The 15,366-nt window shown below is 30.4% G+C and carries 13 protein-coding genes; all 13 read left to right on the top strand.

The annotated features are described in order from the left end of the window. The first annotated feature begins 92 nt into the window (after positions 1-92). The 13 genes from H7F21_RS08230 (at position 93) to H7F21_RS08170 (ending at position 15,365) form a co-directional block, all read left to right on the top strand. Positions 93-1,364 carry a nuclear transport factor 2 family protein gene (locus tag H7F21_RS08230; RefSeq protein WP_185788794.1) on the top strand — a complete coding sequence of 424 codons (1,272 nt, stop codon included), beginning with the start codon at positions 93-95 and terminating at the stop codon, positions 1,362-1,364. A 552-nt stretch (positions 1,365-1,916) separates the two neighbouring features. Further along, a complete protein-coding gene (locus H7F21_RS08225; protein WP_185788793.1) occupies positions 1,917-2,315 on the top strand; it encodes a hypothetical protein in 399 nt (132 codons plus the stop codon). A 1-nt stretch (position 2,316) separates the two neighbouring features. Further along, positions 2,317-4,020 carry a GMC family oxidoreductase gene (locus tag H7F21_RS08220; RefSeq protein ID WP_185788792.1) on the top strand — a complete coding sequence of 568 codons (1,704 nt, stop codon included), beginning with the start codon at positions 2,317-2,319 and terminating at the stop codon, positions 4,018-4,020. Further along, on the top strand, positions 4,010-5,203 hold the full coding sequence (locus tag H7F21_RS08215; RefSeq protein WP_185788791.1) for a ferritin-like domain-containing protein: 1,194 nt from the start codon (positions 4,010-4,012) through the stop codon (positions 5,201-5,203). Before H7F21_RS08220 ends, H7F21_RS08215 begins: the two co-directional genes overlap by 11 nt. A gap of 3 nt (positions 5,204-5,206) precedes the next feature. Then, complete coding sequence (locus H7F21_RS08210) at positions 5,207-6,058, top strand: phosphate/phosphite/phosphonate ABC transporter substrate-binding protein (RefSeq protein WP_185788790.1); 852 nt, start codon at positions 5,207-5,209, stop codon at positions 6,056-6,058. Positions 6,059-6,063: 5 nt separating this feature from the next. Next, entirely contained in the window at positions 6,064-7,695 is a 1,632-nt protein-coding gene (locus H7F21_RS08205; protein WP_185788789.1) for a phospholipase D-like domain-containing protein, read from the top strand. Positions 7,696-7,716: 21 nt separating this feature from the next. After that, on the top strand, positions 7,717-8,487 hold the full coding sequence (locus H7F21_RS08200) for a matrixin family metalloprotease (RefSeq protein ID WP_185788788.1): 771 nt from the start codon (positions 7,717-7,719) through the stop codon (positions 8,485-8,487). Between the two features lie 203 nt (positions 8,488-8,690). Beyond that, entirely contained in the window at positions 8,691-9,002 is a 312-nt protein-coding gene (locus H7F21_RS08195; protein ID WP_185788787.1) for an NAD(P)-binding protein, read from the top strand. Positions 9,003-9,870: 868 nt separating this feature from the next. Further along, positions 9,871-10,383 carry a hypothetical protein gene (locus H7F21_RS08190; RefSeq protein ID WP_185788786.1) on the top strand — a complete coding sequence of 171 codons (513 nt, stop codon included), beginning with the start codon at positions 9,871-9,873 and terminating at the stop codon, positions 10,381-10,383. A gap of 119 nt (positions 10,384-10,502) precedes the next feature. Beyond that, positions 10,503-12,461: an AAA family ATPase gene (locus tag H7F21_RS08185; protein ID WP_185788785.1), complete on the top strand. Its 1,959-nt coding sequence runs from the start codon at positions 10,503-10,505 to the stop codon at positions 12,459-12,461. Next, positions 12,461-13,078, top strand: a complete 618-nt coding sequence (locus H7F21_RS08180; protein WP_185788784.1) for a hypothetical protein — start codon at positions 12,461-12,463, stop codon at positions 13,076-13,078. Before H7F21_RS08185 ends, H7F21_RS08180 begins: the two co-directional genes overlap by 1 nt. After that, positions 13,075-14,124, top strand: a complete 1,050-nt coding sequence (locus H7F21_RS08175; protein WP_185788783.1) for a hypothetical protein — start codon at positions 13,075-13,077, stop codon at positions 14,122-14,124. Before H7F21_RS08180 ends, H7F21_RS08175 begins: the two co-directional genes overlap by 4 nt. Continuing rightward, positions 14,121-15,365: a DNA methyltransferase gene (locus tag H7F21_RS08170; protein WP_185788782.1), complete on the top strand. Its 1,245-nt coding sequence runs from the start codon at positions 14,121-14,123 to the stop codon at positions 15,363-15,365. Before H7F21_RS08175 ends, H7F21_RS08170 begins: the two co-directional genes overlap by 4 nt. Position 15,366: the final 1 nt, after the last annotated feature.

The following is a 15,366-nucleotide window of genomic DNA, read 5'->3' as shown; positions in this document are numbered from 1 at the left end:
TGTATCGATGTATTAATTAGTCTTCGGCATTATTATTGATAGGTTAACGAACGATTCATATAGACCAATACTAACCAAAAATCAATCAAAAAATGACTTTAAAGCAATCCTTTCTATTATCATTTGCGCTTTGTATGTCTTTCATTGCGATAGCACAAAGCCAAAGTAATAATCAATATTTTAGACATTTAAAATACAATCATGTTTCGCCATATGTTAAACTTACAGGAACTTACCCTATTAGTGAAGCAGTAGCATCAACAACATCGCATTATATTTTTACTTACAACAGAAAGAATCAACTCATTTTAATAACCAATAATCACTATTTCACGGAGCGACGACATCCATTGGCTTCTATTGGAGCTTATAAAACCATTATCACATATCAAGATAATCAAGAAACACGCATCTTTTTGGATGTAAAAGGAAACAGAGTATCAAATGATAGAGGTGTTTATAAGGAGGTTTTCACACTTAACAAAGACGGAAATTATACAGCCTTACAATTTTTTGATTTGGAAGATGAACCCATGGCATCTAACTGGAAAATTTCAAAATATTCTTGGATCAAACATAAGAAGATGGTCATAGAAAAAAGAGTGAATCTAGATAATAAACCGCAAAGCCTATCTACATATTTCGATTTTGGTACTACAGGAATGACCTTTAAAAAAGATGGTTCTCCTTTGGCTAACTATAACTTAAACGCTGACATGCAAGTTGTAAATAATGGCGCAGGAGTGGCATCGTACCAAGATAGCTATGATGATTTTGGTAACCATGTGAAATACGCATATTATGACGCGTCTAACACATTAGTTAATAATGCTAACGGTTTCGCTGTAGGCATAAAAGTCTATGATAGTATAGGTAATTATATTAAGCAGCAGATTTTTGATAAGGATATGACATTATTACGTGACCGTGAAATCGCAAACAACCAATACGTAAAACTAAGTGACATTGCTTCAAAGGAGGATTCCTTAGAGATAAAACGAATAGCATTAGGCTATTTAAAAGCCCTACAGGAGTTAAAGCCGGAGCTTATGCAAGAAGTTATGAACGATAGTTTAAATAAGGTTACTATAGGATTTAATAGAACCTTACGTAAAGAAGTAGTAACAGCAATATCTAGAGATCGAATGATAGAGAATGCTAAAAACTGGAATAAGTCAAATACAAAGTTTCCGCCAAGCCCAAACAATCAAGTCAAAATTTTAGATGTTTACCATAGAATTGCCACAGTTAAACTATTTTCAGATAATTGGGTGGAATATTTACATTTAATAAAATTGGATGGTAAATGGAGTATCATCAATTTACTATGGCAGCATAAAAATGTGAAGCGTTATCCGTTTTAGTGCTTACATGGGCTTTACTCGCGTGACATCTATTTTAAGTTATTGAGCTCATGAATCTTCGATTTATTCACAAGTTTCTATTTTAAAACTATTGAGATCATGAATCTTCGATTGGGTTAAAAGCGCATGTTAGTAATCTTATTCTAGAAAAATTTAATCTATAAACTTCTTTACTCAGTTAATGAATTGCGAAGCAATCACGAGCTCTTATTTATTAAAATAAGTATCACGTGCGCTAAACACTCTTTTTCTAAGAGGGTGGAGGAGTGAAGGCAAATCGAGCTCGCGAGATTCACGATTTCTTAAAACAATAAAAACGACATGAGTAAATGTGTGTGGAATGGAATAGATTAAAATAATTATTATATATTTACGTAATCACTAGCATTAATAGTGGTTAATCCTCCCTTTTAAGAAATTATAATAGCTCAATTTTTATTAATTACCCAGTATTGGGTATTGTTTACTTGTACAATACTTTGGATATTTAATAATTGGTAATTGGTAATTTTTAAAATAATTATTTCATATATGTTATCCAAAAAAGAACTATTGAAAATTTTTTATAAACTCTCTATTGAACTAGTCGATATTAAAGATTTAAAATTAGAAGTTTCTAATTACTATTTTGAGCTATTATTGAATGAGTATGGGGATGATTTTATAAGTCTACTTAATAATAATTATTTTGGTAAAAAAGCCAAGAGCACTTCTTCAGAAAGAAAGCTAAATGGTCTTATTATTTATCTTTGGTATACTTCAGAATTCATAACAAGGTCGGAGTTAGATTCATTCTTTGATGTTTCCGATGATTTTAATAAACAAAACGAATTTGTCCATAGCTCGCCAGTTCCCTACTATAATGGATTAGTATGGAAGGCAATACGAGCACATCCATTAGGGCTTACTGGTGGTTATTTTGGCTATTGGAAATATAAACCCGAAAATTGAAATGGATAAAATAAAAAATAAAAAATATGATTATATCATAGTTGGTTCAGGAATTTGCGGGTCTATTGCCGCTTATTTTCTCGCGAAATTTAATAAAACTGTTTTACTACTTGAAGCTGGAGAAACAAGAGATAAAGATAGAATAGAAATGTCAGGTAGATATGCAAGAACTTCAAGAAAAACGCCAGGTTCTCCTTATGTCAAAGAAAATCAATTTGCCGATAGTCCCGATTTTCACGAAAATATAAAAAACAATAACTCAGAAAAAAATAAAAATTTTTATGTTTTCGACATTGAAAACAATAAATTCAAAAATGTTTTTAAGTCCACATATCAACGTATCACTGGTGGCAGTACTTGGCATTGGCTAGGTAATGTGCCAAGATTCATTCCGAGTGATTTTAAAATGAATTCTATTTATAGAGTAGGAAAAGATTGGCCTATCACTTATCATGATTTAGAGACCTATTATTGCATAGCAGAAAATGAGATTGGTGTATCAGGTAATCATGAAAAATGGAATAAATATTTAGGTGCTTATCGATCTAAATCATTCCCTATGTCTGAAATATGGGAGTGCTATGCTGATACTCTGTTTATAAAAAAAGTCGATGGAAAAAGTATAAATGGCAAAGAGATAAGAATTTTGCCAACGCCACAAGCAAGAAACTCCGAAAATTATGATGGGAGACCGGCTTGTGCTGGAAACTCAAGCTGTGTACCAATATGTCCAATACAGGCAAAGTATGATGCCACTGTTCATATAAAGAAAGCTCTTAAAACTGGCAATGTCGATATTATCGATAATGCAGTTGTAAACAAACTGATAGAAAACGAAAACAAAGAAATTATTGCACTGTCATATTTAACTTTAAATAATAATAAAGTAGAAATAGACACAAAAACAGCTAAAGTAATTCTTGCCGCGAATAGTATTGAAATACCAAGATTATTGCTAAACTCAGGAATTGCAAACTCAAGTGATCAAGTTGGTAGAAACCTTATGGATCATGCACAAGGCTATGTTACTGCATTAACTAACGAAAAAATATACCCTTTTAGAGGACCATTAACTACATCAGGTATTGATGCATTTAGAGATGGGGAACAACGTAAAGAGTTATCTGCATTTAGAATATCTATTGGTAATGACGGATGGGGAAGAATTAAATCACCAAATGCAGTTGTAAGAGAATTAATAATTAAAGAAAATCTATTAGGTAGTAAACTATATAATGCTGTTGAAGAAAAGGTTACTAGAATGATTAGAATGAGTTATTCAACAGAAGTATTGCCTAACAAAAATAATAGGGTTACACTTAGTGATATAAAGGATAATATTGGAATTAGAAAACCAAAAATCTCCTTTAATATATCTAAATATAATGCTGATGCATTTGAGGTCGCGAAAGAAGTATGCACAAAAATTTTTAATGAAGTAGGTGTTTCTGAGTTAAGTACAAACGATAATCGTGATTATTCAGGTGCTGGTCATATAATGGGAACAACATGTATGGGAAATGACCCTGAAAAATCAGTTGTAAATGACTATGGCAATTCGCATGACAATCATAACTTATATATAATTGGACCAAGTGTTTTTACAACTTCAGGAACGGCAAATCCAACATTAACAGCTGTTGCATTGACAATACGAACAATAGATCATTTATTAAATAATAAAATTACCAAGAATGAAGTATAAGCACAAGGCAGAAACAAGAAGTGATATTTTGACACTGCTTTGCGAAGCAAGTGAAATAGAGCATGGACTAGCTTGTTCATATTTATTTACAGCATTTTCGTTGAAATGTGAGGTTGATGAATCCTTGAAATGGGAACAACTACACATGGTTAAGAAATGGGCTGCTCAAATCTTCTTTGTTGCGTCAGAAGAAATGTTGCATTTGGCTCAAGTATGGAATTTATTGACTGCTATAGGAGGTACGCCGTATTATGCAAGACCCAATTTCCCTCTAAATGCAAAATATTATCATTTTGACATACCAATTTCTCTTAATCCATTTTCAGTGAGCACAATGAAGCGCTTCAAAATGTATGAATTACCTCGAACTATTAATGAAAAAGATTATGTAAAAACTGAATTTGGTTTATCTTTTGAAGATAGTTATGATTATAAAACTGTTGGAGATTTATATGCAATGATTAAAGAAGGAATTAAGAGTATTCCAGAAGAAAAATTGTTTATTGGTGATAAAGACATTCAAATAGGATCTGATGTAATTGATTTTCCAGACATTATTAAAGTAACAGATAGAAAAACTTCATTGGAAGCTATTGATCAAATTATGGAGCAAGGTGAAGGAACAGAGATTGATGAAGAAAATAGTCATTATTGGATTTTTTCTCAAATCTTAAGTGAATTTGAACAAGAAATTGTTAACGACAATAGTTTTAATCCAGTAAAGAATATAATTGAGAATCCCGTTGTTTTTAATAAAGGAGATATTGATATCAATAATGCAAATATTTTACAAAACGAGAGCGCAATTTTGATTTCAGATTTATTTGACGATTTATATGTATTAATGATGCAAATTTTACAACATGTTTTCTTGACTTCGAATAAGAAAAAATCTAGGGAACTAGGAAAATTTGCTATTCATATGATGCCTATTGTCATCAAACCTCTTGCAGATTGCTTAAGTAAAATACCAGCAGGTAGTCTTTACAAGAATAAAACTGCAAGCCCCAGTTTTACAATTAATCGACATGTGCAAATTCCATCTAACTATGACATTGCTATAATCCTAATAAATGAAAGGTTAGCTCATTTAATAGAAAGATCAGAATTTATATCGAAAAAATATGATTTACCAGAAGAATTTTATAAGGCCATAAAAAGTTTAAAATCTATAAAACCATAAAAAATGAAGTTAACACTCAGCTACTATCCAGACATTAACCAATATAAATCTCTTGAAGAAATTCGTAAAGCTATTGTGAATTTCTCAAAAATATTGGAGCAAGATTACTCAAACAGAATTGGACAAAATGTCGTTATTGAAGTTTTAGATATAATGTCTGTAAAAGAACAAACACATCAAATGACAAGTGGTAATACAAGTATTGGTCTCATGAAACCAGTTTCATATGTTTTGTGCCATAATAAAAACAAAGATGTAGTTCCAGCAGCAGTGGCTTGGAGAATTATTGATGGAGTAGAAGGTGAAACTTATTTTGCTCAAATTTATACCAGAACCAACACAAATATTGAATCTTTAGAAGATATTAAAGGGGTACATAGATTAGGTTTTGGAGATTCCTTTAGTACTTCAAATTTTTTAATTCCAGCAGCAGATTTATTAAAATCTGGTGTCAATCCATTGACTAAATTTCGTAAGATTGAGTTTTTTGGAGGTCACGATAATGTTGCAAAAGCTGTTTATTTAAATGAAACAGATATAGGTGCTGGTCATGATGGTGTAATACATTTGCTTTCATTAGTAAAAGGTTATGAAGATGCAAATCAAGTTCTGAAACAAATAAAGAAAGTTGATATTCATAGTGATCCAATAGCAGTTAACAAAGGTCAAATCCCAGATTATGAAAAATTCTGTGAAAGTCTATTTGAGATATCAAAACTTCCTGAAGTAAAATCATTACTTGAAGACTTTTGGGGCAATGTCACAAAACTTGGACCAACAAAACATGAAAATTATCAATCTATTGAAGAAGCTATAACACAATTGAATTTAACAGAGTCTGACATATTAAACTAATAATTATGAAATTTGAAGAAATTAAAAAACAATTAGAAATTCATCCATTTGTATTAGAAGCTAGAATTGGATTCACTCTGAAAGAGGATTGGATTACAGATGAAGAATCTATTGTGCTAAAAGTTCGTCCAGAATTAGAACTTGGTCAAAAAGGATTACAAAAACTACAGGAATATGTGAATGAGTCTGGGTATAAAATTGATATAGAATATGCAACACCTCAAGATATTTTAGAACTAGAAGAAGATAGTCCATTAGATATCGATTTGCTTTCTAGATATAATAAGGATAGAGAGAATACAAAAAGTAAATATGGTAATATTACTTATTCACCGCCAAATAATGTGTCATTAGAAAAGGCAAATGATGTCAAGTCTGTAGTTTGTAGTTTGAGTCCTGATAACGGATGGGGTGTACTTCAAGAATTTATTTTAAATGCAAAAGGAGATTTAACCATTGGCATGTATGATTTTACTGCACCACACATATTAGACACTTTAATTGAAAAAGCAGGAGATATTAATCAACTAAATCTTGTTATCCAAGAAAAAGCTAATGTAGGAAGTGGTACAAAGGCCAACGATTTAAAAGAACAAGAACTTATAGAAAAACTTAGAAAAGTATACAAAGATAAATTCAATTTTGCATATGCTCATGTTAAAGGTAAAAACAGAATATTTGGCGGTTATTACCATATAAAAGTAGCAACCAATAATGATCTTTTTTGGTTGTCTAGTGGAAACTGGCAAAGTTCAAACCTTCCTGATGCAAGTCCAACTGATCTAAGTGATAATTCAAATAACATTAATTATTTAAAAAAATATAATAGGGAATGGCATGTTGTTGTTGAGAGTCAAAAATTAACAGACATCTATCAAGAATTTCTACTACATGATTTAAACGAATCAAGAAAAAAGAATCGAGAGATAGATACTGATAAGGACTACCTATTTGAGATTGAACGAGAGGTTTTTGTCCCAATTGACTTCTTATTGAAACAAATAGAGTTTACCGAAAAGGGACTAGAGTATTTTAAACCTAAGAAAATTAAAAATACTGAAAACGCTACTATTGAAGTAATGCCCTTATTAACTCCTGATAATTTTTATGAAAGAGTATCAGAGCTATTAAAGACTGCTCAGAGAAGTATTTATTTTCAAAATCAAGCATTAAGCATTAAAAAGAAAGGAAATAGTGAAAAATTTATGTCACTATTGAAAATCATGTTACAAAAGCAAAAAGAAGGCATAGATGTTAAAATCATAATTCGCGGTGAGTTTATCACTAGGGAACAACTAGAAAGGATAAAGCGATTTGGTTTTGATATGGATAGTATTAAATTACAAGACAGATGTCATAATAAAGGGATTATCATAGACTCTAAAATAGCTTTAATTGGAAGTCATAACTTTAGCAATGGAGGTACAACAATAAATAGAGACGCTAGCCTAATATTCTACAATGATGAAGTTTCTAATTATTATAAAAAAATATTTGAACATGACTGGAACCATTTAGCTACTCGTAAATTGCGTACTAATAAATCATATAATACTCCCAGAATTGCATTACCAAATGAATCTACTCCAAAAAATATGGTTAGGATGTCATGGGATGATTTTTATGGTGAATTATAATACTAATACTTTCTAAAAGTTATGTGTAATAAAAAAAACATAAGTATTTCTGAACTCGATTTTAAGGATTCATTTCAGATAGATATTACTAAATCTGAATTGCATATTTATGGAAAAAACATAGTGTGCAGTACAAATAAAAGAGGACATTCAATGCCGATTCAAAAAGGGATTGACGAAATTGTTCTAGATGCAAGAAAAGGGTTTATTCCGCTTTGGAATAAAAATATTACATTAAGATGGCGTTTTAATAATTCAATAAACTACTTCAAAGAACCTGAAAAGGCAAAAACTTATATAAGGACATTATTCAATGAAGCAGTAAGAGGTTGGGGAAAAGCTAAACCTGTAGATTTTAAAGAGGTAAGGAGTCTATGGGATTTTGAAATTTGCATTAATCAGAATGATCAATGTTACGAAGATAATTTATGTACCATGGGGAAAAGTTTTTTTCCAAATGGTGGTCAAAATGAGTTCGTTTTTTATCCTAAATTATTTAATAAGTATATAGATTACGAAGAAAAAGTAAATATAATAGCTCATGAGTTAGGCCATATTTTTGGATTAAGACATTTTTTTGCTCAAATAGATGAAAAGGAATATAAAAGTATTATTTATGGAAATCATCAAAAATTTTCCATAATGAATTATGGAAAAGAATCCGTTCTAACTGATAATGACATCTCAGATTTAAATATATTATATGATAAAGTTTGGTCTGGATCTTTAACGGAATTAAATGGAACACCGATAAAACTAGTAAATCCATTTCATTATTATACTGATGAATAACTTGTTTTCTTAATATTATAAAAATTTAATATTTTAAAGCAATTGATTGTTATACAAAAGGTCTAAAATAATTTATTCCATAAGAGCTCAATGCATAAAATTTGCTATATTTAAAATCTACCCTTAGTTAATTTTCAGCATTACCATTTTAATCTTTTAAAAGTGTAAGATTAAAATTTTTAACACAATTAAACTTAATCTAATTGGATACAAAAGAATTAAAGGAATTTATAAAGCAATTTGAAATTGATGGTACGGGTGATTTGTTATTGGGAATTTTTCAGCCTGGAATGACAGTCTATAACCAACAATTAAGAGCATTAAACATTTTTTATGCTGCTTTAGAAACTGGTAAAATAAAAAAAGGTGATCAACTTGCTGTTATTGGGGCTGGCGTGGCTGGATTGTCTTTTAGTCTAGCTGCATTAAAAAAAGGATTTAAAGTTGATTTATTTGAAAAATGCAGTCTAAATTATGTAGATGATGGGTTAAAAGAAATATTTAATAATTTTTGAACTACGGCCTCATAAAATTTTGGTTAGAACAATAGGTGAAATGAGCGTATATATTTTAGGGAGATAGTAATACATGCAATAAAGAAGTTTATTTATAAATGGGACTTCAAAGCAATCTTAATCAGTTCAGAAGTTTCCTAAAATATAGCGAATGAGCCGTTAATTGTTTCCAAAATTATATGCAGCCTTGAATTTTTGTTTCTTTTGTTTCAAGACAAAAGATATTGAAAACTAAAAAAAGACTATTTGGAATTCTAAATATAACAAGTGCATAGAATTTTATTTTTTTTAAAATTTATGCTCTTGTGGCAATCCACGAGAATCGTCTAAAATTTTTTATCACGTACATTTTATCGTTTACGCGATTTTTAATAGAAGTAAAAAGTTAGCTTTTATTGTGCGGCTGGCAAGCGGCTGGAAATTGAGTTATAAATAAATTGTAATAACAATTTGATTTATATAAACAATCGAGCGTTTGACAGCGGACATTTGACATAACGGCAAATTATAGGACATGTGCTTTTTTAACTCTGTGAAGCAAACCGTTTCTAGTTTAATGCCCAAGTTCTGTATATTGTAATGGAATTATAAACACTGTGGGATATTTTACATAATATCATTATAGTTGACTAATGGTATGTTCTAAGCAAATAACCAATAATAGCATTTGTCCTATAATGTACTAGCGTTATGTAAACATGGGCTTTGGTTAAAAGCCCATGTTAATTAAAAAGTTTCTGAAAAATTTATCTAATAACATTCTCAACCAAAGTTAATGGAACACTCTTTTTAGCAAGGGCAGAGTAGTGGAGAAAATGTGTGTGGAATGGAATATATATTATATATTTAATTTAATAAAGTATTTAAATTGGATACAGAAGAAATATTAAATAATATAGAACTAGCAATTCTAGAACTTTACGATAGTGATATCGATTTATTAAAGAGAAATCTAAGCGAGAGAATTTTTTCTGCTAAATTATCTGAATACCTTGATATCTATTTTAATGATTATGATGTCGATCCTGAATATAATGGTGATTTTGATAAACCAAATGATAGAAAAGCTTTAGATATAGCGAGAAATAGAATCGAAGAAATTGGGCGTAAAGTGAATAAAAATAATAATTATAGGCTCGCACCTGATATAATTATTCATGAGCGCGGAACAAATAATAATAATTTAGTTGTTATAGAGGTAAAAAAAGACATTAGTTCAAAAGCTGAGAAAGAGTATGACTTGATCAAATTAGAGCACTTGACAATTAGTTACTTGGGCAATCATTATAATTATAATTTAGGTATTCTATTAATTCTAGGAACAGGTGAAAATGCAGGTCAACATCAAATGATTTGCTTTAAGGAAGGTGCTCCTATATAAGTATTTTTTCTAAAAAATTTAAGCATAAAGTCAAATTTACTATATTTAAACATTCCCTTAATTAATACAATCATTAGTGAATCTCTAATCATTATATTTGAATTGTAAATAATTTTTTAATGAAGCCATTCGTCTTTCCGGTTATCACAAAAGTGATAATTAATCACTTTAGCTTATATAGTAAGCAAAACCTAATAGAGATAGACATGGACAAATCCGTGTTTTGCCTTGCAGGCGCTAACGGTTTAGGTAAATCAACTTTTATAACAATTCTCAATTACGCTTTAACTGGAATTGTTCGTAACCCCAAAAGATCATTTAGTACTGATAACTCAATACCTGCATTTTATTCAAGGAACAAAGCTTTTGCTAATAAATACTTTGAAGGAAGAATTGATGAAAAATCTAGGGATGTTGCTGATGTTGAAGTTCACTTCAGAATTGGTGAATATGAATATGTTATTAAAAGAGGCTTTTTCGATGTTGAAGAGTTAAGGTATTTCTCTAGGACAAAAATTGGTGAAGTTACAAATAAGATTAAAGACGATGAATTGAAATTAGGTGATGAGCTTTGTCAGTCTTATATGAGTTCACTGACAGAGGATGCAGGATTGAGCGAATTTTCTCAATATGCTTTTTTACAACATTACGTGTTGACATTTGATGAAACACATCAACTATTATTTTGGGATAAGGAAATGATGGAAAGAGTTTTATACTTATTCTTTGGTGTGGATGCCAAAACCGCTCATCTTGCAGACGGTCTAAGAAAAAAATACAAGAAATTAACTTCAGATTCAAGTAACTTACAGTGGGATATTACTCAAGCGACAAGAGAGTTAGAAAAACTTGTATCAATGGCTTCTGGTTCTTCAAAAAGTGATGAAATCCCAAAAGAAGTAATCGAACAGTACCAATTATACACTGAGCAACTGAATGAGTCAATTACTCAATTAGAAAGTTATAATCATGATATTAAACAGGTTCAACTTGAAATTGCAGATTACTCATTAAATCTTAATACTCTAAAAAGAGAATATGAGGAACTTTTCCAAAAAACTCTTCAGTCAGATAGTAGTACTATAGAATCCGATCCGAAAATTATTGAAATCTTAAAGGTTCTTCAGTACGCAATCAATGAATCAGGTAAAATACAAGAAATACTAAATTCACTTGTTTCTTATATTGAAGAAAATCATGCCCCAAAAAAAATGAATAATAAAAAGGGACTCGATGAAGTTTTTAAAGGATTGGAACAATTGGATCAGAAAATTATCGAACTAAGTGAGAAATTAAATAATTCAAATCAAAGAGAAACTCGTGTATTAAAAGAGCAAACTGAATTAGAAAAGCATATTTCTACAATAAAAGCAGAGCTCTTAAAGATTGAAGATGAGAACGATAATTTCTTAAACAGCTTGTATAATGAAAGAGGTGATGATATCACTGATTTAGTTTCACGATTTAAAGTGCAAATCGAAAATTTAAAAGAGAAAAAAGAGCAGTCTTTAGAACATAAGAGAGCCACAAAAGCTGAATTAAAAAAACTAGAAAAAAATCTTAAAGGGTTTTATCAAAATGCTGAGGAAAGGTTTATTCCACTTTTTAATGAATATGCTGAAAGTTTTATAGGACTAGAATTAAATATTTGGTTACAGTCATACGATAAAGGAATGACTTTAGATCTTGAAGTAAATGATACAAGGCGTAAAGAGGCTCATCAGTTATCCGAAAGTCAGAGATATTTTTTGGATATTGCTCTAAGAATGGCTTTGATTGAACATGCCTCATCAAAATGTTCATTAATGATTGATACTCCTGAAGGATCTTTAGATATTGCTTATGAAAATAAAGCTGGTAAAATGTTTGCCGATTTTTCAGCTAAAGGTTATCAGTTATTAATGACGGCAAATATTAATAGTTCTGAACTCCTAAAAGAAATTGCTAAGAACTGTAAAAACGACGGTATGATTCTTGAAAGAATGATTTATTGGACAACGCTGTCACAAGTTCAAATTGAATTAGAGAGTAAAATTGAGGGCGCTTATAATGAAATTGAAGAAATTCTTAATTCTTAATGGCAGTTTCACAAGCGACATATGATTGCCTATATATAGGTAAACAATTGCAAGAAAGAATAGGTGATTTTTCAGAAAGTGAAATACAATTATTTGCATATTTGGCTTGTTTATTGGCTTTGTATGATGGGAAAAATGTTGCTTCTTGGGGATATATTTTTATTCAAAATGAAAACGGAAGTCCATTCAGTGATGACCTTTCTAATGCTTTAATTCGATTGTCTCAAATAGGATCTCTTTTAGATACTGACAAGGACAATTATTTTAATTTAACACCTAATGGGGAATCATTTTTAAATAAGATTGATAAATTTTCGATTAATTTATCTCGGGAAAAATATTTAAAATCAGCAATTACAATGGTTGATTTCTTTCCATATGGTATTTTGACTAACGCAATTAATAATGAGCCACTTTTACAATCAATAAAAGGGCTAAAAGTAAGAAGGAATTTGTTAGATGAAGACGGAAGTGGACGAGTTCTTCTTTATGAGCAATTTAAATTATTAAGAACAGTTATTGATCAAAATAATATTGGGTTATTGAAACCAGCATACCTCTGGCTTAACTCAATCGCATTTTACAATGAGAACCCTGGAAAACCAACTCAGTTATGAATAGTGAAGAAAATTATTTGAAATTTTTACAAGAAAGCGCTCAAAATGCATTTGTGCCTCTTCTTGCAAATGATTTTGGAGATGAGGCATTATCTAGGCTAAGTCATCTAACTGAAAACATTAGATCTATTTACAAAAACTTGAGACTTCGTGATTTCAATACTATCACTGTTTATTACACCTTTGATGAAAATTTGAGTCTTAATAAGGTTGCACATAATTATGTTAAAGTAGCTAATGTAGAGGCTTTTGCAGGTGTTAACTGTGCAAATTTAGTTGTTGAAATTACAGATAATAATGTTTACTACAGTACAGACTGGAGTCTTGATCCAGATTCTTTTAGGCTTCAGTCAATAATTTATAGGTTATCAGGAGAAAAGGAATTTTTCTTTGGCAAAACTGAATTAGCTACTCTTCCTAAACTGCCTGATTCAGAAAGCTATTTTCAATTCAGGACCTTTAAAGACCTTGAAGAAGCTTTTGAAGAATATGACCTGAAAAGAGCTAAGTATTCAAGCTGTCCACATTTTAAAGAACTTTGGGTTAATTCAAATCGTATATTGTTTAACCCAAGTCCAGAAGAAAAAATGCAAGAATCATTATATGATTTTTTAAACCTTAGGTTAAGAGGAAGTCCAGAAGTGATGCCAGAACAAAATGTTGACAGGAGTCATCCTGTTGATGTTAAGGTAACATGGAAGTATAGTTCACATGTTGCATTAATAGAGGTTAAATGGTTAGGCAAATCACTTTCCAATTCTGGTGGAATAGTAACTAGAACAGATGCTGATGCTAGAGATGGTGCTTATCAACTTGCTGAGTATCTTGAATCTAATTTACATTATGCTAGAACAAAAGTTGTTAGTGGTTATCTTGTCGTTTTTGATGGAAGAAGAAGAGGTGCAAATAGTACTAGTACAACAATAACTAAAGTTAAAGGTGAATATTATAGAAATAAACATATAGTGTATCATACTAAATATGAAGATATTCGCGCTGATTTTGAAAAACCGAGAAGATTTTTCATGGAACCAATTACAGAATGATAAACAACAATTTTGAATTAAATAATCAAGGCGCTTCAAATGCCGGTGACACAAGAAGTTTAGCTCGTCATAGATGGTATTTTTATAAGGAAGGTTTTTCACCTGCACTTGTAAATAAAGCAATAGAAGAAAGTGATATTTCTGATAATGATATTGTGTTGGATCCATTTAATGGGAGTGGGACAGTTACACTAACAGCGGCTTTAAAAGGTATAAATTCTGTTGGCTTTGAAGTGAATCCATTTACTAGTTTCCTTTCCCAAGTAAAAGCAACTAACTTCACAAAGAAAAATTTTAAAAAAGTCTCAGATTTAGTAATGATGAACTCAGAGATTGGAGCTACTTCTCATTTAGAAAACTATTCAACATTCACAGAAAACAACCATAGAGGTAAAAATAAATGGTTGTTTAACAAAGATGTTTTACAAGCTTTTGCTGGAGGCTATAATAATTTAGGGCGCACAAGCAAAAGTTCTAAACTTGCGAAACTTGCATTGGTGTCTGCTATAATGAAAAATAGCAATGCTAAAAAAGACGGGAAATGTTTGAGGTACAAGAATAATTGGAAAAGCCATGCTTATAGTAAAGATTCATTTCTTGAATCATTACAAGAAAATTTGGATGTTATAGAGAGAGATTTAGAACATGCAGTAGGTACTGAACCTATTATAAAAACTGGTGACTCAAGAAAGTTAGTAAAGAAATTTGATGAAAAATTTAAGCTATGTATAACATCACCTCCTTATTTAAACACTTTTGATTATACAGACATATATAGACCAGAGCTCTTTTTAAGTGGATTTATTAATTCAAGTGAAGAGCTTAGGAAATTAAGATTTAAGACGGTTAGATCACATGTACAAGTACAGTGGAACAAACCAAAAATCAATGATTTTGGAATACACTTTAATGATGTTTACAAAAAAATATCAGATAAGAAGGAATTATTAATGCACAAAAATATTCCTGATATGATTTCTGCTTATTTTGAAGATATGCAAGAAATCTTTATGGATTTAAAGCAAAAAGCTGACAAAGGTGCAAGTTTATGGTTCGTTGTTTCCACTTCCGCTTATGCAAATGAGCATATTCCGGTGGATTTAATATTAGCAGATATAGCTACGAAAGTAGGGTGGAAGCTAAAAGAAATTGGCGTTTTGCGAGAAATCCTAAAAAGAAAAACTAAAAATAGTCCTGATATAGACAAATTAAGGGAGAGTGTTATAATACTGAATAATTAAT

The sequence above is a fragment of the Winogradskyella flava genome (genome assembly GCF_014243395.1).
In the GTDB taxonomy this organism is placed as follows: Bacteria; Bacteroidota; Bacteroidia; order Flavobacteriales; family Flavobacteriaceae; genus Winogradskyella; species Winogradskyella flava.
This window is presented reverse-complemented; position numbering and strand designations above follow the sequence as displayed.

Coding starts and splice junctions, on each gene's coding strand:
- H7F21_RS08230 (WP_185788794.1), top strand. CDS start 93: ATGACTTTAAAGCAATCCTTTCTATTATCATTTGCGCTTTGTATGTCT.
- H7F21_RS08220 (WP_185788792.1), top strand. CDS start 2,317: ATGGATAAAATAAAAAATAAAAAATATGATTATATCATAGTTGGTTCA.
- H7F21_RS08215 (WP_185788791.1), top strand. CDS start 4,010: ATGAAGTATAAGCACAAGGCAGAAACAAGAAGTGATATTTTGACACTG.
- H7F21_RS08210 (WP_185788790.1), top strand. CDS start 5,207: ATGAAGTTAACACTCAGCTACTATCCAGACATTAACCAATATAAATCT.
- H7F21_RS08205 (WP_185788789.1), top strand. CDS start 6,064: ATGAAATTTGAAGAAATTAAAAAACAATTAGAAATTCATCCATTTGTA.
- H7F21_RS08200 (WP_185788788.1), top strand. CDS start 7,717: ATGTGTAATAAAAAAAACATAAGTATTTCTGAACTCGATTTTAAGGAT.
- H7F21_RS08185 (WP_185788785.1), top strand. CDS start 10,503: ATGAAGCCATTCGTCTTTCCGGTTATCACAAAAGTGATAATTAATCAC.
- H7F21_RS08180 (WP_185788784.1), top strand. CDS start 12,461: ATGGCAGTTTCACAAGCGACATATGATTGCCTATATATAGGTAAACAA.
- H7F21_RS08175 (WP_185788783.1), top strand. CDS start 13,075: ATGAATAGTGAAGAAAATTATTTGAAATTTTTACAAGAAAGCGCTCAA.
- H7F21_RS08170 (WP_185788782.1), top strand. CDS start 14,121: ATGATAAACAACAATTTTGAATTAAATAATCAAGGCGCTTCAAATGCC.